Origin of the sequence: Cytobacillus sp. FSL K6-0265 (genome assembly GCF_038003465.1) — a bacterium.
Lineage (GTDB): Bacteria > Bacillota > Bacilli > Bacillales > Cytobacillaceae > Cytobacillus > Cytobacillus stercorigallinarum.
On sequence record NZ_JBBOPE010000001.1, the window covers coordinates 1,372,313 to 1,396,751 of the forward strand.

The 24,439-nt window shown below is 36.7% G+C and carries 21 protein-coding genes, 1 pseudogene and 2 riboswitches; of the genes and pseudogenes, 16 read left to right on the forward strand and 6 right to left on the reverse strand.

The genetic code is table 11. The features are described 5' to 3' along the window. Window positions 1–103 precede the first annotated feature (103 nt). The 3 genes from MHH73_RS07135 (at window position 104) to MHH73_RS07145 (ending at window position 1,916) form a co-directional block, all read left to right on the forward strand. Window positions 104–286 (forward strand): hypothetical protein, encoded by a 183-nt coding sequence (locus MHH73_RS07135; protein WP_341065815.1) that lies wholly within the window; start codon window positions 104–106, stop codon window positions 284–286. Window positions 287–460: 174 nt separating this feature from the next. Beyond that, the gene (locus tag MHH73_RS07140) at window positions 461–1,327 is read left to right on the forward strand and encodes an FtsK/SpoIIIE domain-containing protein (RefSeq protein WP_341065818.1); all 867 of its coding nucleotides are present in this window, start codon (window positions 461–463) and stop codon (window positions 1,325–1,327) included. Further along, the gene (locus MHH73_RS07145; protein ID WP_341065821.1) at window positions 1,287–1,916 is read left to right on the forward strand and encodes a replication-relaxation family protein; all 630 of its coding nucleotides are present in this window, start codon (window positions 1,287–1,289) and stop codon (window positions 1,914–1,916) included. Before MHH73_RS07140 ends, MHH73_RS07145 begins: the two co-directional genes overlap by 41 nt. Here MHH73_RS07145 and MHH73_RS07150 read toward each other — a convergent pair. Further along, on the reverse strand, window positions 1,903–2,709 hold the full coding sequence (locus tag MHH73_RS07150) for a helix-turn-helix domain-containing protein (RefSeq protein WP_341065823.1): 807 nt from the start codon (window positions 2,707–2,709) through the stop codon (window positions 1,903–1,905). The two genes, MHH73_RS07145 and MHH73_RS07150, sit on opposite strands and share 14 nt — an antisense overlap. A 190-nt stretch (window positions 2,710–2,899) precedes the next feature. Between MHH73_RS07150 and MHH73_RS07155 the strand changes: the two are divergent. The 9 genes and pseudogenes from MHH73_RS07155 to MHH73_RS07195 all read left to right on the forward strand — a co-directional run. Further along, window positions 2,900–3,058: pseudogene (locus tag MHH73_RS07155) on the forward strand (sporulation protein YhbH); the annotation flags it as partial. A gap of 251 nt (window positions 3,059–3,309) precedes the next feature. Beyond that, window positions 3,310–4,260, forward strand: coding sequence for an MBL fold metallo-hydrolase (locus MHH73_RS07160; RefSeq protein ID WP_191814585.1), 951 nt, complete (start codon window positions 3,310–3,312; stop codon window positions 4,258–4,260). A 32-nt stretch (window positions 4,261–4,292) separates the two neighbouring features. Continuing rightward, complete coding sequence (locus tag MHH73_RS07165) at window positions 4,293–4,919, forward strand: NUDIX hydrolase (RefSeq protein ID WP_341065828.1); 627 nt, start codon at window positions 4,293–4,295, stop codon at window positions 4,917–4,919. Between the two features lie 66 nt (window positions 4,920–4,985). Further along, window positions 4,986–5,086: riboswitch (SAM riboswitch) on the forward strand. 180 nt (window positions 5,087–5,266) lie between these two features. Then, a riboswitch (SAM riboswitch) is annotated at window positions 5,267–5,377 on the forward strand. A 77-nt stretch (window positions 5,378–5,454) separates the two neighbouring features. Beyond that, entirely contained in the window at window positions 5,455–7,254 is a 1,800-nt protein-coding gene (locus MHH73_RS07170; RefSeq protein ID WP_341065830.1) for a PLP-dependent aspartate aminotransferase family protein, read from the forward strand. Between the two features lie 25 nt (window positions 7,255–7,279). Continuing rightward, a complete protein-coding gene (locus MHH73_RS07175; RefSeq protein ID WP_341065832.1) occupies window positions 7,280–8,275 on the forward strand; it encodes an aliphatic sulfonate ABC transporter substrate-binding protein in 996 nt (331 codons plus the stop codon). A gap of 21 nt (window positions 8,276–8,296) precedes the next feature. After that, window positions 8,297–9,124, forward strand: coding sequence for an ABC transporter permease (locus MHH73_RS07180; RefSeq protein ID WP_225230628.1), 828 nt, complete (start codon window positions 8,297–8,299; stop codon window positions 9,122–9,124). Between the two features lie 12 nt (window positions 9,125–9,136). Next, window positions 9,137–9,865 carry an ABC transporter ATP-binding protein gene (locus MHH73_RS07185; protein ID WP_341065836.1) on the forward strand — a complete coding sequence of 243 codons (729 nt, stop codon included), beginning with the start codon at window positions 9,137–9,139 and terminating at the stop codon, window positions 9,863–9,865. A 21-nt stretch (window positions 9,866–9,886) separates the two neighbouring features. After that, window positions 9,887–11,605, forward strand: a complete 1,719-nt coding sequence (gene acsA, locus MHH73_RS07190; protein WP_341065838.1) for an acetate--CoA ligase — start codon at window positions 9,887–9,889, stop codon at window positions 11,603–11,605. Window positions 11,606–11,630: 25 nt separating this feature from the next. Continuing rightward, window positions 11,631–12,824, forward strand: a complete 1,194-nt coding sequence (locus MHH73_RS07195; RefSeq protein WP_341065839.1) for a homoserine dehydrogenase — start codon at window positions 11,631–11,633, stop codon at window positions 12,822–12,824. Between the two features lie 393 nt (window positions 12,825–13,217). Here the strand turns inward: MHH73_RS07195 and MHH73_RS07200 are convergent, their stop codons facing one another. After that, entirely contained in the window at window positions 13,218–13,442 is a 225-nt protein-coding gene (locus MHH73_RS07200; RefSeq protein ID WP_191814601.1) for a hypothetical protein, read from the reverse strand. Window positions 13,443–13,599: 157 nt separating this feature from the next. Beyond that, the gene (locus MHH73_RS07205; protein WP_341065842.1) at window positions 13,600–14,445 is read right to left on the reverse strand and encodes a TetR/AcrR family transcriptional regulator; all 846 of its coding nucleotides are present in this window, start codon (window positions 14,443–14,445) and stop codon (window positions 13,600–13,602) included. A 307-nt stretch (window positions 14,446–14,752) separates the two neighbouring features. On the opposite strand from MHH73_RS07205, the gene MHH73_RS07210 reads away from it, so the two are divergent. The 4 genes from MHH73_RS07210 (at window position 14,753) to MHH73_RS07225 (ending at window position 21,183) form a co-directional block, all read left to right on the forward strand. Continuing rightward, window positions 14,753–17,842, forward strand: coding sequence for an efflux RND transporter permease subunit (locus MHH73_RS07210; RefSeq protein ID WP_341065844.1), 3,090 nt, complete (start codon window positions 14,753–14,755; stop codon window positions 17,840–17,842). A gap of 176 nt (window positions 17,843–18,018) precedes the next feature. Next, a complete protein-coding gene (gene tnpA / locus MHH73_RS07215) occupies window positions 18,019–18,504 on the forward strand; it encodes an IS200/IS605 family transposase (RefSeq protein ID WP_191817419.1) in 486 nt (161 codons plus the stop codon). 274 nt (window positions 18,505–18,778) lie between these two features. Continuing rightward, entirely contained in the window at window positions 18,779–19,579 is an 801-nt protein-coding gene (gene proC, locus MHH73_RS07220; RefSeq protein ID WP_341065847.1) for a pyrroline-5-carboxylate reductase, read from the forward strand. 212 nt (window positions 19,580–19,791) lie between these two features. Next, window positions 19,792–21,183 (forward strand): L-cystine transporter, encoded by a 1,392-nt coding sequence (locus MHH73_RS07225; protein WP_341065850.1) that lies wholly within the window; start codon window positions 19,792–19,794, stop codon window positions 21,181–21,183. Window positions 21,184–21,309: 126 nt separating this feature from the next. Here MHH73_RS07225 and MHH73_RS07230 read toward each other — a convergent pair whose 3' ends face one another. The 3 genes from MHH73_RS07230 to MHH73_RS07240 all read right to left on the reverse strand — a co-directional run bounded on the left by MHH73_RS07230 (window position 21,310) and on the right by MHH73_RS07240 (window position 24,418). Continuing rightward, entirely contained in the window at window positions 21,310–22,605 is a 1,296-nt protein-coding gene (locus MHH73_RS07230; protein ID WP_191814611.1) for an NCS2 family permease, read from the reverse strand. 183 nt (window positions 22,606–22,788) lie between these two features. Continuing rightward, window positions 22,789–23,787, reverse strand: a complete 999-nt coding sequence (locus MHH73_RS07235) for an inorganic phosphate transporter (RefSeq protein WP_341065854.1) — start codon at window positions 23,785–23,787, stop codon at window positions 22,789–22,791. 13 nt (window positions 23,788–23,800) lie between these two features. Further along, the gene (locus MHH73_RS07240; RefSeq protein WP_191814616.1) at window positions 23,801–24,418 is read right to left on the reverse strand and encodes a DUF47 domain-containing protein; all 618 of its coding nucleotides are present in this window, start codon (window positions 24,416–24,418) and stop codon (window positions 23,801–23,803) included. Window positions 24,419–24,439: the final 21 nt, after the last annotated feature.

Consider the following 24,439-nt stretch of genomic DNA (forward strand, 5'->3'; position numbering starts at 1 on the left):
AATTAAAATGATAAAAAAAGTTATCAAAAATGTTAATAGACAGGCAAGTTTTTAGGCAGTGGCCCATACACTGTACTAGACACTGACGAAAGGGTGATGACAAATGGACCCGGTGACATTTGGGTTAGTAGCGATTGGAGTAGCTGGAGGTAGCTTGGTAGGGGTAACAATTATGGAGGGTTACGGTATTAAGATTAATCAAACAGCAATTAACTTGGCATTAGAGGTGACTAAATACGGGGGAATGCTCTATCTATTGAAGCACTTGTGGGCAATTTTTATTTGAGCCTCAACGAGAGAAACGAGGAAGAGGAAGAATACGATAAGTATTCTTAGTTGCTCTACAAATGACAAGAAAAATTAACTATGAAACATTGATAAATAAAAAAATGACATGTCACTGACCAGGAGACCCGATGACAAAGTGAGTGACAATGACACTGAATAGGAGAGTGACCTAATGTTAGAGTGGTTTATTCCGCCAGTCCTTGTGACTGCAGCAGCACTAATCCCATACAAAACTCTATCCAACTGGACATATGATAAAAAGAATTTATATGAAAATTCATGGCTCGTGCCAATAGGAAAAAAACGAAAAGTGATCTATCACCATTTTGACCATTATCCGCATTTGCTAGTAGGTGGGGCAACTAGGATGGGAAAAACAATATTTTTGAAAAGCATTTTTTCGTCATTAATACTTGGGAATCCTGACAGAGTGAAAATAATTATATTGGATTTAAAAGGAGGATTAGAGTTTTACAAATACCGCAACCTTCCACAAGTTAAGACTGTGGCAACTAGTTTAATTGACTCATGTAAGGTGCTGGATCATGTTTATAAACTTATCAAATTAGAGGAAGAACGCTATTTAAAGAATAACTGGACTAATGTCGCTGAGACACCAATTAAAGAACGTACATTTATTATTGTGGATGAATCAGCAGAACTTTCACCCAAATTAGTACCTAAAGAATTTAAAAAGCATGCCGAACTCGCACAAATATATCTCAGTGAAATTGCACGTATTGGTGGGGGATTAGGCTTTCGATTAATCTTGGCCACTCAATACCCTTCAAAGGAATCAGTCAGCATGAGCATAAAAATGAACATGATGGCACGTGTTGCGTTTCGGATGCCAGATATGGTAGGTAGTCGTGTAATCCTTGATGAAAAAGGCGCTGAAGAATTAGAACCGATACCAGGCAGGGCCATTTATAAATTAGCCCAATCACATGAGATTCAATGCCCTTATATCAATGACATACAAATAGGAGGTTTTCTGCATGAACTTCAACAAGCAAGAAAAGATTCTGATGACAATTGATAAATTAGGTGCAGTAACAGTTAAGCAACTTCATGATATATTACAACCTGGATCATATCGTCATACCTGTAGGTTAATTAATCAGTTAGAAGAGTATCTTCATGTTGTACGCTCTAATCAAAAAATAGTGTATCTCAATAAAGATGGCCGTAATTTAATTGGCTCTGATAAGGAAGTTAAAAAGTCTGTCTTGTTTGACCACATGCTTTTGTGCAACCAGGCTTATGTCCATTTTAATTGCCCTCTGGATTGGAAAAGGGAATATATTATTGAGACATCACAAGAGCCAGAATATAGTTTTGGAATTCAGATAAAAGGATTAACTGTGGTTAACAAGCAAACACTTATCCCTGACGCTGTATTTAGCCGTAATGGGTATGTTTATTTAATCGAGATAGATAACACCAGGTCTATGCAAGACAACCGTAAAAAGATAAATAAGTATCGAGAGATGTGGCAAGAAATCGGCAAGCATTTTGGGCTGATGCCTAAATTAAGCATTTTTACTTTAAGTGATCAACGGAAACACGAGTTTGAGAAATTATGTACTAAGATGCCAGTAGAGATACTAACCTTTAACGAGACATAAATGCGTCATCAAAATAAAGCTTATCCATAAGATTATTAACAATGCCGTTAAAATAAGCAAATTCCCCTTTAATCATTTTTGCACCAGACTTTATTTTCATTACAAATTCCTTAAATGCTTGTACACCAATTTCAAGCTCTTGATCTTCAGTAAAGGCTCTTAAACCGTTCATATGGTCTACTACTCTATTACATTGTTTAACTACTTTCCAAAATTCTTCAATAGCTTTTGCTTCAGAATAAAAGTACCTTGTTAACTCAGCGAAGCTTTTTGGTACCCAATGAGCAATAAAATTTGCAGATGACAACTTAACGCTGTTATTACGTTTAGTATTATTAATAAGTTGTTTTAAAGAACTAGAAGTTGTTTTAATGGTAGGACACTTCTTGGACTTTTTAGCAGGTTGCTTGTTGGTCACTTCTTCTTTTATAGGCAAAATAATAACTGCATTAGCAGTTTGTAACATGTTCTTTTTACGCTTCATTTCTACCTGGCGGATCATGCCCAAGTCAACTAACTTTTTCATTAATCTTTGTACAGTCTTATAGGATAATTCTAATTTTTTGGCAATCGTATTTTTAGACATATAGCTCACGCCAATTTGCTTGCAGCTATGACGTTTTAAAATCTCTAATAAAGCAATTAGTCTCTTCTGTACGTCAGCTCGCTTAACAGACACAGTTATGAGTTCTCTATATTTACGTACTGCCTTGTTCATTAGTTCTATATCATTAAATGACGCAAGGTTACTATATGATTCTTCTTGTGCAATTACATCAATACGGTTTTTCATTTCCCTGGCTCCTTTGAATACAAAAAAGCAACGGCCATCATCAGACAAACCGTTGCTATGGGACCTGGAATGTAATAAAATACATCTAAAGGTACAGCAAATGTTTGCCTATCGTGAGTAGGCGGACGATGTAAGAGTGTGGGGACACTACTTACATACGCTGTGCTTTTTATTTTGGATATAGGGTATACAGTTAAACCAATATAACCGCCATTCCACTCTTATGTCAGCATACAAAAATATAAAAAATGATTTATTCCGCTATTATATTTTAAAGCAAAAAGTTGATGTGTTTCATGCGATGAAAAGCTTTTTTAAAGAACAAGAGCAGAAGGAAATGTTAGCTTAATATGGCCTGTTCTGAAAGAATCGCAACTAAGTTCTGAAGTGCCACAATTTACTTACGAGCGTTTCGGAGGCAGGTTTTGAAAATGAAGTGAACAAAGTAAAAGTATTTTCTTGGGTGTATCACAGCGATTGATGCTGTGGTTCTTTTTTTGCTCAAGTGACCAGGCACTATGATAATTTGAGCATATTAAGTAGCTCTCTTCATCTACTTATGTCATAATTTTCATAAAGAGCAATATGGAGGGGATTACTTTGCACAAAGTTCGTGATTTAGGAAATGACATTCAACTCATTGATTTAATGGATTTACAAACACCTGAGCGTACGGGGGCGTATATATTAGGTGCTGAAGAATTAACAGTGATTGAAACAAGTGCTAGTCCTTCTATTCCCCATCTTATAGAAGGGTTGCAAGAATTGAACATTAACCTTGAAGACATCAAGCATATTATTGTCACCCATGTACATTTAGACCATGCGGGTGGAGCCGGTTTGTTCTTAGAGCAATGTCCAAAGGCAAAAGTATATGTTCACCCAAGAGGTAAACGGCATTTAGCTGATCCTAGTAAATTAATTGCTGGTGCTAGAATGGTATATGGTGATGAATTTGATCAACTATTTAATCCGATTATGCCAATTGATGAGAAGAGACTAGTCACGATGGAAGAGGGACAATCATTGGATATCGGTGGTCGCTTGTTAACATTTTATGATACTCCTGGACATGCAAAGCACCATTACTCTATCCATGATTCGAAAAGTAATGGCTTTTTTACTGGCGATACGATTGGCGTATTTTATCCGGGCATAGCAAGAAAAGGTTATCCATTAGTACTGCCATCGACGTCTCCTAATCAGTTTGATCCAGAGGCGATGTTATCATCTGTTGAAAAAATCGAATCACTTCAACCACAACATATCTTTTTTGGGCATTATGGTGAAGGCCCTGAACCAAAGGATGTTTATACACAAATCCGCTATTGGTTACCTATATTTACTTCAATTGCAGATGAAGTTTTTCAACAAGGAAATGACATAATAAAAATGCAAGAAGCCATACAATCGGAACTGTTGGATCAAGTAAAACATTATTTATTATCAGAGCATGAAGTTGTAATAAGTGCAGAGGATGAGAAGTTAATAGGCTTAGATTTAAATGTCTGTACAATGGGAATGATTGATAGGTTACAGAAATTGAAATAGAGATTTTAGTCGTGTGTTTGGAGGTATTTAACATGGATTTGGAGGAAATAAGATCAGAAATACAGCATCGTCAATCAGATATATTAGGCAGCCCCACATTGGTTAAATTTGCTGTTCTTCTTCCCCTAATAGAAAAAGATGGAGAAATACATATTTTGTTTGAAGTACGATCTTTATCTATGAGAAGACAGCCTGGGGAAATTTGTTTTCCTGGAGGGAAGATGGATCAAGAAGATGTGGATTTAATTGAGACGGCAAAAAGAGAGACGAGTGAGGAGTTAGGTATTCCCATTGGCGAAGTCTCTGTTTTTTCCGAACTTGATTATGTAGTCACACCTTATAATACAGTGGTTTATCCGTTTGTAGGCACAATAGAAAGCATCAGAGATCTTAAGCTAAATCCAGAAGAAGTGGATCAAATTTTCACCGTACCACTTGCTTATTTTTTGAAAGAGGGTCCATCAATTCATTATATTGAGATGAAACCAGAGCCTAATAGTAGCTTCCCTTATCATCTCATTCCTAATGGGGAAAAATATAAATGGCAAACTCGGAGGATGCAAGAAATTTTTTATACTTATGAAGGTCATGTGATATGGGGGTTAACAGCTAAGATACTGTATCATTTTTTGACACTTATCCAAGGGGGAAATAAATAAATTTTCAAAATGTTATTGACGATTCCCTATGAATGGGTATATGATGTTAAACAAATAAATAGGAACTTCTTATCCAGAGAGGCGGAGGGACTGACCCGGTGAAGCCTCGGCAACCAACAATCTTTTGTATGGTGCCAATTTCAGAGGATACTATCCAAAGATAAGGAGAAGGTAAGCTCTTAATTTAAAGCCCTTCTGCCTCTTCTTGGTAGAAGGGCTTTTTATGTCATAGAGCGAATATTTTATCGGAATATAAAATATATTCAGATTTTATATTGACGATAAATCGTTTTTTGGATATAATTCTATTTGTAATTAAAGTATTAACGCTTTAAAAAATAAAATATTTCTTATCGAGAGTGACGGAGGGATCAGGCCCTATGAAGTCCGGCAACCTTCAAGCAAATGCTTGAAAAGGTGCTAAATCCTGCAGGCAGTAAATGTCTGGAAGATAAGATGAGGCAACCCCCTCTTCTTATGAAGAGGGGGTTTATTTATTTTAATCATCCGACTAAAAAGTAGAGGAGAGTATATAATGACGAATCAATTTAACACTTACGATGACGAGACGATTTTATTACATGGAGGTCAATCACCAGACCCGACTACGGGATCTCGTGCAGTTCCTATCTATCAAACGAGTTCATATGTTTTCCATAATACAGACCATGCCCAAAGTCTATTTTCATTGGATGAGACGGGAAATATCTATTCACGAATCGGTAATCCAACCGTTGATGTATTAGAAAAACGTATTGCGTTGTTAGAAGATGGTGTAGCGGCAGTAGCGACTTCATCTGGAATGGCAGCTATTGCTCTTTCAATTATGAATATTGCTCAAGCTGGTGATGAGATTGTCGCAGCTTCCAACCTTTATGGTGGAACATATAATCTTTTTGCCATTACCCTTCCGAAATATGGGATTAAAGTTCATTTTGTTGATGGTTCTGACCCAGAGAATTACCGTAAAGCGATTACACCAAAAACAAAGGCTTTATATGGAGAGATTATTGGTAACCCAAGTCTTCATGTCCTAGATGTAGAGGCAGTTGCAAATATTGCTCATGAAAATGATATTCCTCTTATTATTGATAATACTTTCGCCTCTCCTTATCTTTGCAAACCAATCCAATGGGGAGCAGATATTGTAATACATTCGGCAACAAAATGGATTGGTGGTCATGGAACAACTATAGGTGGACTTGTAGTTGATGGGGGACGATTTAATTGGAATCATGATAAGTTTCCCGGTTTTACTCAACCAGACCCAAGTTATAACGGTATTGTTTATGCCAATGAGTTTGGTACACTCGCTTTCAGTACAAAGCTTCGTGTCCAGTTGCTACGCGATTTTGGGTCATCATTAAGCCCGCATAGTGCATTTCTTTTACTTCAAGGATTGGAAACACTTCATTTACGAATAGAGAAACATACGGAAAATGCAGCGAAGATTGCCCATTTCTTAAACGACCATCCAGCTGTCGATTGGGTCGCATATCCAGGTTTAGCAGAGCATCCAGCGCATGAATTAGCGAAAAAATATTTAAACACTGGTTTCGGTTCTATTGTGAACTTCGGTATTAAAGGTGGCAGAGATGCGGGTAAGAAAGTAATCGATACAATTGCATTGTGGTCTCATGTAGCCAATGTAGGTGATGCAAAGTCACTCATTATTCATCCAGCTTCAACAACACATCAACAGTTAAGCGCAGAAGATTTAATTAAAAGCGGTGTAAGTGAGGAACTCATACGTTTATCAGTTGGGATTGAATCGGTTAGAGATTTAACGAATGACTTAGATCAAGCCTTCTATGAAGCGACTGGTATTTCTTCCAAGGGAGAAAAAAAAGGGGAGACAGCAGTCAATGATGAAGGTGTAATTCGTTGGGCATTACAATCATCCTCATTAAAAGAAGCTGTGGATAGCAATGAGCTAGTAAGAGCAAAAAGGATTGCTGTAGTTGGTTTAAGTGGAAACCCAGCTAGACCAAGTTACCGTTTAGCAAGAAAAATGCAAAGATTAGGTTATCAAATTGTGCCAGTCAATCCAAAGGAAACAGAAGTATTAGGTGAACAGGCATATCCAAATTTAAAATCCATTCCTTATACCATTGATATTGTGCAAGTATTTAGAAGTCCTGAGGCAGCGATAGAAGTTGCGAAAGAGGCAGTAGAAATCCAACCAAAAGTGTTCTGGCTACAAGAAGGTGTCATTTCACCAAAAGCAGTTGAAATAGCAAAAGAAGCTGGACTTGAAGCGGTACAAAATCGCTGCACATATAAAGAGGCGCAGAGGTTAAGAGGTTCTATTGTAACCTTTGCTTGTGAAATCTAAAACCGAGATTGAGGAGAGTAATCTAATGAAGAAATGGTTCGTTTTTTTAATCGTCGTTTTATCAGTTGGATTCATTAGTGCTTGCGGTGATAGTGAGGCAAGCACTGATGGTGGCAGTGGAGAAGAAAGAAAGCCAGAAAAAATTGTTTTAGACTATGCGTATTATTCCCCAACAAGTGTCATTTTGAAGAAATTCGGCTGGGCAGAAGAAGCGTTTGCCGAAGATAAGATAGATGTTGAGTTTGTCCTCAGTCAAGGAAGTAATAAGGCACTTGAGTTTCTTAATAGTAGCAGTGTTGATTTCGGCTCAACTGCAGGTGCAGCGGCATTAATTGCAAAAGCAAATGGAGCTCCAATTGAATCAGTCTATATATACTCAAAACCAGAATGGACGGCATTAGTTGCCCCTGAGGGATCAGCTATTAAATCAGTTGGAGATTTGAAAGGAAAGAAAGTAGCAGCAACGATTGGAACAGATCCATATATCTTTTTACTACGCTCTTTAAATGAAGCCGGATTGACTTCAGCGGATGTAGAAATCGTTAATTTGCAACACGCTGACGGTGGAACGGCATTAACAACAGGCCAAGTAGACGCTTGGGCTGGTTTAGATCCACATATGGCGAAATTAGAGCTTGAAGCTGGTACAGAATTTATTTATCGAAATATCGATTTTAACACTTATGGCACTTTAAATGTGAGAAGCGAATTTGCTGAGAAATATCCTGAACAAGTGAAAAAGGTAATTGAGCTTTATGAAAAAGCCCGTACATGGGTATTAGAAAATCCTGAAGAAGCGGCAGAGATACTGGCAGAAGAAGCACAAATCACCCTTGATGTGGCGAAAAAAGAATTAGAGAGAAATGACTTTAATGAGCCAATTCCAGGTGAAGTACAAATAGAAGCATTAAATGCTGCTGGTAAAGTTTTAAAAGAAGAAGGCATTATTAAGAGTGATGACGTAGGTAAAGTGGTTGATGAATTAATAAACCCAGATTTCTCAACAGAGGTCATTCAATAGGGTTGGTAAAGGAGAATGAATATGAAGGAAGTCATAGCGATCCCAAATGTAAATGAGGGTAAGGAGAAGCATAGAAAAATTAATCCTAGTATTCAAAGGGTATTACTCGGAAGTATCGTGCCAGTCTTACTTATTCTTGCATGGGAGTACTTGAGTCGGGTCGGTGTGTTTCCTCCTCATTTACTCCCAGCTCCATCAATCATTTTACAATCACTTATGACAATGACATCAGATGGAAGTTTATGGACACATACGAGCATTACATTATATCGCCTAGTGCTTGGTTTCTTATTTGGCACTGTTGCAGCATTAATTATCGGTGCCGCTGTTGGCTATTTTTCAACAGTTGAAAGTTTATTAGATCCGCTTATCCAAGCTTTTCGTTCCATTCCTTCATTGGCATGGGTGCCGTTATTTATTCTCTGGATGGGAATTGGGGAGCCTTCCAAGGTGGTTTTAATCGCTGTCGGTGTTTTCTTCCCAGTATATTTAAACATCGTTTCAGGCATTCAAGGAATTGACCGTAAACTAATTGAAGTGGGGAAAATCTATCATTTTAGTTCATTGCAATTAATTCGAAAGATTATTTTACCAGCAGCTTTACCATCATTTTTAGTCGGACTAAGAAGCGGATTGGGACTTGGTTGGATGTTCGTAGTCGCTGCGGAATTAATGGGCGCCTCTACAGGTATTGGCTACTTGCTCGTATATGGTCAAAACACTTATGCACCGGAATTAATTATTTCTAGTATCGTCTTATTTGCTATATTAGGAAAAATAACGGATGCCATTTTAAAACGACTAGAGACAAAAACATTGCATTGGCAAGATACGATTGTCAAGAAGTAGGAGGTGGCAAGATTGTTATCAATCGAACGAGTATCGAGAACTTTTTCCAATGGAACAACGGGATTCAAAAATATTGAATTAAAGGTAGAACAGGGTGAAGTCATTGGTATCTTAGGAACAAGCGGTTGCGGTAAAAGTACGCTTTTACGGGTATTATCCGGCTTGGATAAACAGTATGATGGTCGAGTTGTAATAGATGACGAAACTGTCCATGATGTTCATAAGAAAATCGGCATGATTTTTCAAGAACCTAGACTGATGCCTTGGTTAAAAGTTCATGACAATATTGGATTCGGTCTACAAAAGAAGGAACAAAGTAAAATAGCACAATATATAAAAGCCGTTGGGCTCGAAGGCTTTGAAAATCATTACCCGAAAGATTTATCTGGTGGGATGGCGCAAAGGGTTGCCATCGCCAGAGCACTTGTAACCTCTCCAGAAATATTACTTTTGGATGAACCCTTTAGTGCGTTAGATGCTTTTACAAAAATGCAGTTACAAGACTTATTATTGAATCTCTGGCAAACCTATCAATCAACTATTCTCTTAGTGACGCATGATATTGATGAAGCATTATATTTAGCCGATCGCATCATTATTCTTAGAGGACAGCCGGGAGAAGTATATCAAGAAATAAAAATTGAAAAATCGAAACCAAGATCAAGAGGAGATCAAGATCTTGCTGCACTAAAAGATAAGATTTTGCAATTATTAGATTTATCTCAAACGAAAGCAATCTAAAAATAAAGGAGCTAAGAACTTATGACAGTGATAGGGCGGCAACAGCTTGCTCCCATTGAAGGAGATTACAACTTAACGAATTATGAAGAGGCATGTCAACATATTTCATGGGATGAAGTTAAACAACAGTTTAGCTGGGGCCAATCAGGTCTCGTCAATATGGCTTATGAATGTATTGATAAACATGTGGTTGACGGTTATGGGAACAAAATAGGATTGCATTACGTGAATGGTGCATATGAAGAGACGTACACATTCGCAGAGATTAAAGAAAAAACAGATCATATTGCCACCGTTTTAAGAAACCAAGGGGTGAAAAAAGGTGATTTTGTATTTATTTTTTTACCTAAACATCCTGATTGTTATTTTGCCATGATTGCAACCATTAAACTCGGCGCAATTGCTGGTCCCCTTTTTGAAGCATTTATGGAGGAAGCAGTAAAAGATCGAATCTCTGATTGTGACGGTAGATTTTTGATCACGGATACTGACTTACTTAAGCGAGTACCAAAAAATGAACTGCCTTCTTTAGAGAAGATATTTATTACTGATGACGTACAATTATTAGGTGAAAAGGAAATTTCTTTAATCAAAGAATTAGAGAAAACAGAAATAGAAGAAGATATCACGACGTGGGTTGATCTTGAGCATGGTTTAAATATCCATTATACGAGCGGTTCTACAGGAAAGCCAAAAGGAATTATTCATGCCCATAGAGCGATGGTTCATCAATATCAAACAGGGAAATGGGTGCTGGATTTAAAAGAAGATGATGTGTATTGGTGTACGGCACATCCAGGTTGGGTTACGGGAACTGTGTATGGCATTTTCACACCTTGGTTGAATAGAGCGACAATTGTTGTTAATGGTGGCCGCTTTGATGCAAAGGGTTGGTATCATACATTAGAAACAGCTGGAGTATCTGTATGGTATAGTGCACCGACAGCATACAGAATGTTAATGGCAGAAGGAAATGATTTACCGAATAATTATGATTTATCTAACTTAAGGCATTTATTAAGTGTCGGTGAGCCGTTAAATCCTGAGGTTATTTATTGGGGACAAGAAACCCTAGGGAAAAGAATTCATGATACATGGTGGATGACGGAAACAGGGGCACAATTAATCGTCAACTTACCTTCAGAAGTAATTAAACCCGGATCAATGGGGCGACCATTTCCTGGTATAAGCATCGCTATTCTCGATGATGATGGCATCGAACAATCAAGAGGATCGATTGGTCATCTAGCAATTAAAGCACCATGGCCAGGAATGATGAAAGAAGTATGGAAGAATGAGGAGAAATACCAGTCATACTTTCCTTTTGAAGGTTGGTATGTATCAGGAGATCTAGCTGTTCAAGATGAAGATGGATATATATTCTTCCAAGGTAGGAGTGATGATATGATCAATTCTTCCGGGGAGAGAATCGGACCTTTTGAGGTTGAAAGTAAGCTCATTGAACATCCTGCTGTAGCAGAAGCTGGGGTCATTGGTAAACCAGATGTATTAAGAGGAGAAATCGTCAAAGCCTTTATCGTCCTGAGAAAAGGATATACAGGCAGTGATGCATTACTTGAGGAGATTAGAAAGTTTGTGAAAACAAGATTAGCTGCTCATTCTGCCCCACGGGAAATGGAAATTGTCTCAGAACTTCCAAAAACAAAAATCAGTGGCAAAATATTACGCAGAGAACTAAAGGCAAGAGAGCTAGCCAAACTTAGTCAACAAGTACAGTAATATCATGTAAAGGGAGGTAAAGGGCATGACGATAAATATCGCTTTACTTGGCTATGGTACTGTTGGTAAAGGTGTTTACCGGACAATTCAACAGCATCAAGGGCGTTTGCAGAAATTATTAGGTGAGGAAATAAAGGTTGTTGCGATTTTAGTTAGGGACATTAAGAAGCATACAGCCCCTGATCAGTCAGTTATTTTGACAAATCAATATGAAGAAATTCAACAATTGGAGAATGTTGATGTAGTTATTGATGCCATTGTTGGAATTGAACCAGCTGTGACCTATTTACAAAGTGCGATTGAAAAAGGCCGCCACGTGATTACGGCAAATAAAGAGATGTTTGCTGAAAAAAGTAACAAATTAAGAGAATTAGCAAAAAAATATCATGTCTCAGTTGGCTACGAGGCTACTGTTGCAGGCGGTATTCCTATTATTCAAACTTTAAAGAAACTGTTAAATGCTAATAAAGTAACGAAGGTTGAAGGCATATTGAATGGTACATCTAATTTCATATTAACCAAAATGAGAGAAGAACAATTATCATTTGATAATGCCTTGGCGCTGGCGCAAGAATTAGGTTATGCGGAAGCGGATCCAACGAATGATATTGAAGGCTTTGATGCGTATTATAAAGCATCTATCTTAAGTGAATTAATTTATGGCGAGAAACCGAAAAGTGAACAGGTTGAAAGAAAAGGGATTTCGAGTATCACTAAATCGGATATTACGTTCTTTAATGAGCTAGGTCTTAGATACAAGCATGTGGCAACAATTGAATACGCACATTCTCATGTGAAATGTGCTGTTCGACCAGTGTTAGTTGAAAGTAATCATCCTTTGTATCAGGTGGAAGATGTGCAAAATGCTATCCATATCGAAGCGGATATTGTCGGGAGTATTAGTTTGCAGGGACCAGGTGCAGGTATGTATCCAACAGCAAGTGCGATTATAGAAGATTTAATTCATTTAAAAGAAGAGGATCGGGAATATACATTTAATGAAGAGTCCGCCCTTGATCAACAAAGTGTGAAAACGAGTTGGATTGCATATGGGCGTTCAGCTTTACTGCAATTACCTGAAGGAGCAGAAATTATAAAGATGATTGCCAATGATACATGGGTAGTAGAAATCGAGGGGGAGTTAAGTATAAAAGATGCTTGCTTTATTGAAATTTTAGGTGATACCACAAGATTAAAAGAAATGAAAAAAATTCACTAAAGTAGTAGATGTTAAAACCTTATATCCAATTAATTGCCTTGTTCAACTGGAGGATTCATTCGTTGAACAAGGTAATATTTGTATGGCTCTAATACCATTGGCCAATAACAATAGAAATCAACCAAACAGAAAAAGGAATTATCAATGATATATATGTATGGTTCTGTTTATAGTCTTCTTTCTTATATATGAAGGAAAGAAAGATTCTAATACCATCAAAGTATATAAAATGAAACTCCTTGTTTTTTATGAAGAACCCATCATTAATCCTTTTAGTTCATCAATAACCAACGGTTTTTATTTCATACATATAAGTTCATTATAAAAATAAAAAAGGATAGCTAGCCCCGATTTGTAGACTAACTATCCTAGTAAATACATTTATCTGCTCTTTTAAACTGATTGCGATGGTGTTTTTACTGATTGTTTCGGAAGTAACGTTTGGTTAATTTCTGAATATAAATCCTTTATATTGACAGTGACAATTTTAGCCCCGATCTGTACGTGGACCATATTATCAAAGACTGCTGTAACGAGACCATTTAAAGACACGCTTGTTCCGATACTTACATCTTTCTTTTCATTCTTTCTTATATTTGTAACTTTGTTATTTGCCATATTCTCCACCATCCATTCTTATAAATTATAAGTATAGAAGTTTTCTACTTCGTTTACATTATATCTATTTATATTACCTGTTTATAGTAAAATAAACGTTAAAAGTGAAAATGTCCAGTGAAAAGGTTGGTCTTTTTATCGACAAATTTCTCTCATTTTATAATTGTAATAAATCATTCAATTGCTTCTTTAAAACAGGATATTGATTAAAGTTGTTAATCATTCCTTTAATGACTGGAAGGCGAGGATGTTCCCTTTGGGTTTCTTCTTCTATCATATCGAGGGAGACCTCTAAAGTTTCCTTATCATCGCATTCTTGAATTTGTTGTCTAATATCTGCAATGGTAGTCGATGGACTAGTATTTGGTAAACATAAATTAAACTTTTGCAGGAGACGGTTCATTTTATCTTCGGTGATCAAAGGTTCTTCTTTTTTTAAACCTTCTGCTAAAGAGTCCATTCTATTCAATAAATAATCAGTAACATTTTCAGGCTTAAATATTTCTTTATCAATAATTAATATTTTTACGTATGAATGAAAAAGACCATCAAGGAGCTGAGACAAATCCCATAAATATGGAGTCATTTCTTCTCCATATATAGAAGATAAACTTTTGCGGTAAAATTCATTCATTTCAATTTGCTTTGAGAATAATAATTCTTTAATTGTTTCATTAATAGGTATGGCTTGTTCTCTTGTTTGTGTAATAATAAAATCCTTATGTTGGATTATCATATTAATGGTTGTATTGATTTGTGCCTTGAATTTTTCTCTGGCTGAAAGGTTCTTGTTGTCCCACTTCATGATTTCTTCAGTTAATTGATCAATATAAAATATTAATAAGGACTCTAACAATTTTTCTTTTGATTTAAAATATAAATAAAATGCCCCTTTGGAAATGCCACTATGAGTGGCGATATCTTGTACAGATGTGGCAGTATATCCTTTTTTTGCGAATAATTTGATCGCAGCTTCAATAATTATTTTCTCTTTTTCTTTCATCTGTAACAACTCCTTAACCGAAGAAGGATCTCCGTGTTAACAAAAACTTCACAATAATATAATTGACACATGACTGACCGGTCAGTTATATTTATTGGTGATGTGACCCACTAGTCATATTCTATAGGATACCCGAGTTTGTCGTCAAGAAAACAACCAAAATAGATTGTATAGAACCGTAACGATTTTTTTGGGTATGATAGTTAGTATCCCTATTTGTTAGACTTCATTTACGCTGATTTCTACTATATACATAATGGTTATCAGGTAAAGGAAAATCGAATCTTTTAAAAAAAGAGGTGTCAATGTGAAGGGCATAGTCAATTTCGTTTTAAAGAATAAGCTCGCTGTGTGGTTATTAACCATTATTATTACAGTTTCAGGGGTTTACTCCACTACACAGATGAAAACTGAAACAATCCCGGATATCTCTATTCCATTCTTAATGGTGAATGGCGTTTATCCTGGTGCCACCCCTGAACAAGTGATGGAAGAGGTTTCAGTGCCTATTGAACAGGCAATCGAAGGGCTTGAAGATGTCAATGCTGTTTATTCTAATTCAAGTGCGAATGTAGGAAGTATTCAAGTAGAATATAAATATGGCGTCGATATGGATGATAAGAAGGTTGAACTAGAAAGAGCGGTTGCTAATCTAGATCTTCCTGAAGACGTGGAAGAGCCGACTGTAACATCTATCAGTATGAATATGATGCCAGTAGTTGCACTTTCAATTAGTAGTACAGAAGAAGATATTGTTGGACTGACTGAATTAGTGGAAGATGTTATTTTACCTGATATTGAGAAGATTGAAGGTGTAGCATCTGCAACAATGACCGGTCAACATATTGAACAAGTGGAATTTACTTGGGATGAAGACCAGCTAGCCAAGTTTGAATTGAATCAAGATGATGTAAAAGAACTGATTAAAGCAAGTGATATGGCATTATCTTTAGGTTTATTTGATTTTGAAGAAGCTGAAGAAGCGGTTTCGGTAGATGGGAAAGTAACAACTGTTGATGAGTTGAAAGAAATGATGATCCCAGTAACGCCAACTGCCGATCACCCACAACCGTTTGTTGAGTTAAGTGAACTTGCTCAGATTGAACAGGTAGGTAAAGTAGAGTCTGTTTCTCGTACAAATGGAGAAAATGCGATTGCCATCCAAGTTGTAAAAGGACAACAGGATAACACAGTAGATGTTGTTAATCGTGTGAAAGACTACGTTGCAGAAGAAACGGATAAGTATGATGGACTTGCTATTGATATTTCTTTAGACCAAGGGGAACCAATTGAAAAGTCTGTTAGCACAATGGTTGAAAAAGCTCTTTTTGGTGGATTAATTGCTGTTTTAATTATTCTGCTATTCTTAAGAGACTTTAAGTCAACGATTATATCCATTGTTTCTATTCCAGTGTCAATCTTTATGGCATTTTTAGTTCTCAATTGGTTGGATATTACACTTAATATTATGACCCTTGGAGCGGTTACAGTAGCAATTGGTCGTGTAATCGATGACTCGATCGTTGTTGTTGAAAATATTTACCGTCGCTTACATTTGAAAGAGGAAAAATTAACTGGTCGTGCTTTAGTAAGAGAAGCGACTATTGAAATGTATAAGCCAATTCTTTCATCTACATTAGTAACAGTGGCCGTTTTCGCTCCGTTAATTTTCGTAGGTGGGATGGTTGGAGAGTTATTTGTCCCATTTGCTTTAACAATGACATTTGCATTAGGCGCTTCATTAATAGTTGCCATTACAATTGTTCCAGCCCTATCTCATTTCTTATTTAAGAAGAAGCTTTACGGTAAGAAAGAGGAGAGCAATCATAAAGAAGTAGGTAAACTTGCTTTATGGTATAAGGGTATTTTAAACAAAGCATTAAATCACAAAATTATTACATCAGCTATTGCTATCCTTTTATTAGCTGGATCATTAGCACTAACCCCATTAATCGGTTTTAGCTTCCTCGGAAGTGAAGAAGAGAAGGTGATGTATTTAACATATACACCTGAAACCGGCGAAAAAATGGATAAAACAGAAGAAAATATAACTGAAGTAGAAGAAGAGTTATTAAAACGCGATGAAATTGATATATTACAAGTGTCCATTAATGACCCAGACAATGTAGATCCTGCTGCAATGATGATGGGCGGTGGAGCTGGTGGAGCTCTCATGTATCTAATCTTTGATCCAGACATGAAGGACTTCCCAGAGGTAAGAGAAGAAATTGAAGAATACGTATTTAATCTTGAACAATCAGGTGAATGGAAATCTCAAGACTTTTCTTCAATGGGTGCGAATACTAGTGAAGTAAGCTATACATTGTATGGTGAAGATTTAGATAAGCTAAATGATGCAGTGACACAAGTGGAAGATGTCATGCATGATACTGATAATTTAGAAGATATTTCTTCTACAGCAGAAGATGCGTATGTGGAACATATCTTAAAAGTTGAGCAGGCAGATGTCATGCAGTATGGCTTAACGACAGGTCAAATTGTTATGGCGTTAAACAATACAGATAATAGTGAAGTGCTGACAACTGTTCAAAGTGATGGTAATGAAATAGATGTCATTATTCAAACTGAAGCTGCTGAGCCTGCGAAATCAATTGATGAATTATTAGATACAAATGTTCCGACTGCAACAGGCCAAGAAATGCCATTATCTGAGCTTGTGAATGTCGAAGAAGGGACAACATTAAATACACTGTCTCGTAGTAAAGGTGAGTACTATGCAACTGTCTCTGCCACAGTAACTTCAGATGATTTATCTAAAGTTACAAATGAGCTGGATAAAGGTATCGATGATTTAGAATTGCCACAAGGCGTAACGCTTGATGTTGCTGGTGTAACTGCAGATATGAATGAAACGTTTACGCAATTAGGTTTAGCGATGCTTGCCGCCATTGCGATTGTATATTTCATCTTAGTTGTTACATTTGGTGAAGGTGTTGCACCGTTTGCCATTCTATTCTCACTACCGTTTGCTGTAATTGGCTCATTTGTCGGATTATACATTGCAGGGGAAACAATCTCTGTTACTGTAATGATGGGTCTACTCATGTTAATCGGTATCGTTGTTACAAATGCGATCGTATTGGTTGACCGGATCATTCATATGGAAAGAGACGGTATGACGATGAGAGACGCTATTCTAGAAGCGGGTGCCACTCGTCTTCGTCCAATACTAATGACAGCTATTGCTACAATGGGTGCGCTAGTTCCATTATTATTTGGTTCAGGCGGTGGAGGCTTAATCTCTAAAGGATTAGGTATCACAGTTATCGGTGGTCTTGCAAGTTCGACCTTATTAACTCTAGTCGTTGTTCCAATTGTGTATGAAGTATTATCAAAAATGTTTAAAAAGAATCGGAAAGATGTTCAAGATAATTAATTGATAAGTAACCCAAAGCGTTGATGCTTTGGGTTATTTTTTTTTTTAGTAAATGAAAACCCTGGGCTCGGCCTAGGGTTCCAAAAAGCTTATAGCGTTGTATTAAAAAAACTCTTCCGAGATGCTAAGATAATCATGGTTCGCCAACCAAAATCAAAGCAACGGAGGAGTTTTTAATGTCAAAAGACACTAATAGTTTAGCACATACAACGTGGAATTGTAAGTATCATATAGTGTTTGCCCCAAAGTATAGAAGGCAAGTGATATACGGAAAAATAAAGAAAGATATTGGAGAAATTTTAAGGCTGTTATGTGAAAGGAAAGGAGTTGAAATAATCGAAGCAACGGCATGTAAAGATCATGTACATATGTTAGTGAGTATCCCACCAAAAATAAGTGTATCGTCATTTGTAGGGTATCTAAAAGGTAAAAGTAGTTTAATGATCTTTGATCGTCATGCAAATCTAAAATATAAGTATGGGAATAGAAAATTCTGGTGTACAGGCTATTATGTAGATACAGTTGGGAGAAACAAGAAGGTAATAGAAGAATACATTCGTAATCAAATACAAGATGATGTAGTGGCGGAGCAATTAAGTATGATGGAGTATCTAGATCCATTTACAGGAGAAGAAGTAAATCGAAAAAAGAAGAAAAGATAAAAAGAAGGAGACCTTTGAGGTCTGGCCAGAAGAAGTAGTACAATTGGCGAACCCTTCAGTAGCCCTTTAGGGTCTGGTCAGTAACAAAGGCTTTCAGCCGCAGAACAAACCACCCGTTATCACGGGTGGTTTTGACTTAAATAAAGTTGATCTAATGAATTAATTGGGCTGATTTTAGGTATACGATCACTTTAGAGACGTTATTTTAAACTTTTTGAATACTGTTGTGATAATGTTAAAATGAACCAGAGCATGGAAAAGGTGAGTGATAACTATGGAAAAAAAGATAGGGTTTATCGGTTGTGGAAAAATGGCACAAGCGATTATTGGAGGCATATTAAAAAACGGGTTAGTAAGTCATCATGAAATTATTTCAAGCGCAAAAACGAAAGAAACACTACATAAGGTAGAAGAAAAGTATGCGATTCATACAACACAATCAAATAAAGAAGTGGCAAGAAACGCTGAAGTGGTATTTTTAGCGATCCCTCCAAGTGACCATAAAGAAGTGATTGAGGAAATAAAAGGAGAAGTAAATGAACAAAGCATTATCGTAACAATTGCTGCGGGCATTACTTTAGATGATATCGAAAAGTACTTTGGGCGGAACGTAATGGCTGTACGTACAATGCCAAATACACCTTCACTTGTTGGTGAAGGAATGAGTGTGTTAAGTAGAAACCAGTATATTAATGAAGAGAAATTAAGGAAAGTCATACGCATCTTTTCTGCTATCGGGCAAGTAGAAGTAGTTGATGAATCATTAATGGATGGAATTCCAGCAATTAGCGGCTCTTCTCCTGCCTATGTGTTTTTATTTATAGAAGCATTAGCCGATGGAGCGGTAAAGGACGGTATACCAAGAGAGACTGCTTATAAACTAGGTGCCCAGGCAGTATTAGGTGCAGCAAAGATGGTGCTTGAATCTGGTAAACACCCTGGTATGTTAAAAGATGAGGTTTGTACCCCTGGAGGCGCGACTATTGATGCGGTCAGCAAGTTAGAAGAAACAGGATTTCGTTCCTCTGTACTCACTGCTATGAAAGCATGCAGTGAGAAGGTAAAAAGTTTATAAGATGATTTTTATTTAAGCTGCGGCCATCACTTGAATTTTCAAAGTGATATCGCAGTTTTTTAATTTGTGTAAGCATATCAAGTGATGGTATATATTCATAAAAAAAGCATATACCATAAAGGATAATTAAAAAGGAATTCATACTTGACTTATAGGAATAATCGTATTAATATATGAAATTGTGCAAAAGTAAGATATTAGGAGGAGTAATGATGGATAATGTATGGTTTATTATTAACTTAGCATTAATGATTGGTTTTATTAGTTTATTATTTATTATGCAACGTAAACATATTTCATTTTCTAAAAGAGTCTTTACGGCATTGGGAATAGGGATATTATTTGGTTTAGCATTGCAACTAATTTATGGACCAACTTCAGAAGTACTTGAAAGATCAACGGATTGGTTTCAATTAGTTGGTGGGGGTTATGTTAAATTCTTGCAAATGATTGTTATGCCACTCGTGTTTATTTCCATTTTAGGCGCGTTTACAAGATTAAGCCTCTCAAGTAATATTGGTAAAATAAGTGTCTTAATTATTGGCATACTACTTGGGACTACAGCTTTGGCTGCAATTGTTGGAATAGGTTCGGCAACCGTCTTTAATTTAGAAGCAATCCAAATTGAAGAGGGTGATGCAGAGATCAGTAGAGGGACACAAATGGAAGAAACCTCTCAATCACTTGAAGCTCAAACATTGCCACAACAAATTCTAGAGTTACTTCCTGCCAATCCTTTTCTTGATTTAACGGGAGCGAGGGCGACTTCAACGATTTCGGTCGTTATATTTGCAGCCATCTTAGGTATTGCTTACTTGGGTGTACGAAGAAAAACCCCTGAGCAAGCAGAGGTATTTGCAAAAATCGTCGATGCCTTCTATAGCATTATTATGCGAGTAGTCACATTAATCCTCAGATTAACTCCTTATGGCGTGCTAGCTATTATGACTAAGACAGTTGCGTTAAGTGATTTTTCTGCAATCTATAATTTAGGGAAGTTTGTTATTGCTTCGTATGTAGCATTAGCGGTTATGATGTTAATCCATTTGTTATTATTACTATTTGTCGGATTAAGTCCACTACAGTACTTAAGAAAAGCCTTTCCGGTGCTTGCGTTTGCCTTTACGTCTAGAACAAGTGCTGGGGCATTACCTTTAAATATTAAGACGCAAAAATCCTTAGGGGTATCAGATGGGATAGCCAATTTTGCTGGCTCGTTTGGTCTCTCAATTGGGCAAAATGGTTGTGCGGGTATTTATCCGGCTATGTTAGCGGTTATGATTGCACCTACAGTCGGGATTGATCCATTACAGCCAAGTTTTCTGTTTTCTATTATCCTTATTGTTGTTATCAGCTCATTTGGTGTTGCAGGAGTAGGTGGGGGTGCAACATTTGCGGCCATTCTCGTCCTTTCTGCTTTAGATCTACCTATTGCTCTTGCGGGTTTATTGATTTCGATTGAACCGTTAATTGATATGGGAAGAACAGCGGTAAATGTAAGTGGATCTATGACTTCGGGTATATTAACAAGTAAGATTACGAAAGATCTCGACCAAGAAGTTTATAATAACCCAAATAATAAAATTGAAGAAGTTGACATTTAACTGTTTCAATATGAAAAGCAATTACTAATGAAAAAGTAAGAAAATCCGAACATTCATCATCAGATGCTACTTTGCTTTAGCATTTGAAGAGATGTTCGGATTTTTTATCTTTCCAATCAATTGACTTTAATGTGGTAAAAAGAGCAATTGAATGAGAAATAATACAGCGAAAATATAGACAAGCGGATGAACTTGTTTATATTTGCCTTTAAATATTTTTAAGATTGGGTAGGTAATGAACCCGAGTGCAATACCTGTTGCGATACTAGAGGTGAGCGGCATCGTCAAAATAATTAAAAAGGCTGGGAAAGCTTCGTCAAACTCGCTCCATTTAACTTTAACTAAGCTTCCCATCATTAAGCTACCAACAATAATAAGTGCAGGTGAAGTAATGGCTGCAATACCGGAAACCGCACTGACAAGAGGGCTAAAGAAGGCAGCTACGATAAAAAGGATACCTACTGTCAAAGAAGTTAGTCCTGTTCGACCACCGGCGGCAACCCCACTTGAAGATTCAATGAACGCAGTTGTAGGGCTTGTTCCGAACATAGAACCGACTGTTGTGGCTAATGAATCAGATAATAAAGCCTGCCTTGCACGAGGCAATTTATTCCCTTTCATTAAACCAGCTTGTTGTGCAACACCAATCATCGTTCCAGTTGTATCAAAGATTGTTACTAATAGAAACGAGAAAACAACGGCATAAAGACCATGAGTGATAACGTCTCCAATAGCTGATATCGGATTGAATACTAAAATGCCTTCTGGAAGCGAAGGTAAAGATGTAAGCCCGTCACTAAACTGTAGTTGTCCAGTAAAGAAAGCGATTAAGCCTGTTATAATCATACCGAAAAACAGTGCTCCAGATACATTTAGTGCAATTAAAATAAGTGTGATGACTAAACCAACTAACGTTAATATTGTCGAAGTTGCTGTTAAATCACCTAATGCGACAAGATTACTAGGATCACTAGTAATAATACCTGACATTCTCAGTCCAACAAAAGCAATAAATAAGCCAATACCAGCAGAAATTCCAGCTTTTAAGTTTTCTGGAATGGCCTCGATTAATTTTTCGCGAAAAGCAGTTAACGATAAAATGACAAAGATTAGACCGGCTACGAATACGGCAGCGAAAGCAGTTGCATAATCTAAGCCACCGCCAACGACAGAATAGGCGAAATAAGCATTTAATCCCATACCGGGAGCGATAGCAATTGGATAGTTAGCAAAAAAGGCCATCCAAAGTGTACCAATAACTGCGGCAATAATCGTTGCAGTAAAGACTTGATCAAATGGGACTCCAGCGTCAGAAAGAATGACGGGGTTAACAACAACGATATAGGCCATTGTTAAAAAGGTGGTAAAACCGGCGAGTATTTCTGTTTTTGCTGTAGAATTGTTTTCTTTTAACTTAAACATTAGAATCCTCCAAGTTTTAAATACATGGTCGTGTGTATAATACGAACGAAAAAAGGTCACATGGACTATAGTATTCGTTTTTATGAAGATTTTCAAGTTATTTATAGTATTTGTTATAGATGTATTCTTATGAGAAAAGAAAAAAATCCTTAAAGGATTCATACCTTTAAGGATTTGTATGCGTTATAGGAAAGAACTTAAAATTAAATAGGTTAAACCAGCTATCGTTGCTGAAATCGGCAAAGTAATAACCCAAGTAATTATCATACGTTGTGCTGTTCCCCATTTAACTCCTTTTACTCGATGAGCAGAACCTACCCCGAGGATAGATGAAGAAATAACGTGTGTTGTACTAACTGGCATATGTAGTGCGGTTGCACCAAAGATAACCATTGCCCCTGTAATATCTGCTGCTACTCCATTAACAGGGCGAATCTTCATGATTTTGCCACCAACTGTTTTAATTATTTTCCAACCACCAACAGATGTACCAAGTCCCATCGCGATCGCACAAGAAAGTTGAACCCAAAAAGGAATGTCCGTTGAGGTTACATAGTTGTTGGCAATTAACGCTAATGTGATGATCCCCATTGCTTTTTGAGCATCATTTGTACCATGAGTATATGATTGCAATGCAGCGGTGAAAATCTGTATTGTTCTAAAATTTCTATTTGTCTTTGTTAAATTATTATTTCTAAAAACAATTTTAAAAATGCTATAAATGATAAATCCTGCTGCAAAAGCAATCAGTGGTGAAAAAATGAGTGCCTGTATGATCCCGATAAATCCGCTATAGTTTAATGCAGAAAACCCAGCTGATGCAATGGCAGCACCTGCGATTGAGCCGATTAAAGCATGAGAAGATGAGCTTGGTATGCCGAAATACCAAGTCAAAAGGTTCCAAAAAATCGCTGCTATAAGGGCAGATAGTATGACAATTGAGCCGTTTTGCAATGTGAAAGGATCGACAATATCCTTCGTTATCGTTTTTGCTACACCTGTAAAAGTCATTGCACCTACAAAGTTCATTGTTGCAGCTAGTATAATGGCATGTCTAGGTTTTAAAGCTTTCGTTGACACTGAAGTTGCAATAGCATTTGCTGTATCGTGAAACCCGTTAATAAAGTCAAAGACTAAAGCGAAAATGACGATTAATACTGTGATAATTAAAATTGCATCCATTAGTTATTGCTCCTCACGCGTTTTTCATTATAATTGTTTCGAATGCGTTGGCAACTGTTTGGCAGCTGTCAGCAATTTCCTCTAGGTTTTCGTAAATTTCTTTTATCTGAATGATACGAATTGGATCTTTTTCAACGGAAAAAAGATGCTTAATCGATTGGCGTAATACGCCATCGCATTTTGATTCGAGATCTTTGATTTTAATCGCATGATCTCGTATTTTTAGCAACTTTTTAGAGGATAATAGCTCAACTGATTTTTCAATTTCTACTGCACTTTGTTGAATAGCTTCTACAAACTTCAACATATACTCATCAGCGTTCGTGATGGAGTACATTTCAAATAAATCTGCTGTTTGTTCAAAACCATCTAATACGTCATCCATAGCCATAGCAAGATGAAGAATATCTTCTCTTTCTATTGGTGTAATGAAGGCGTTGTTTAATTCTTTAATTGTTTCATGAACCAGCGTATCACCTTTTGTTTCGTATTCTTTCATTTTTTCTGAGAAGATTTTTAAGTCACTAATGTTATTTAGCTTATATTCGGCGAAGTACATTGCTCCTTCTTTCAAGTTGATTGCAATATCACTTAATAATTTATTGAATTTATCTTGTTTTTTAAAAACCATCATAAATACCTCCAGTAATTT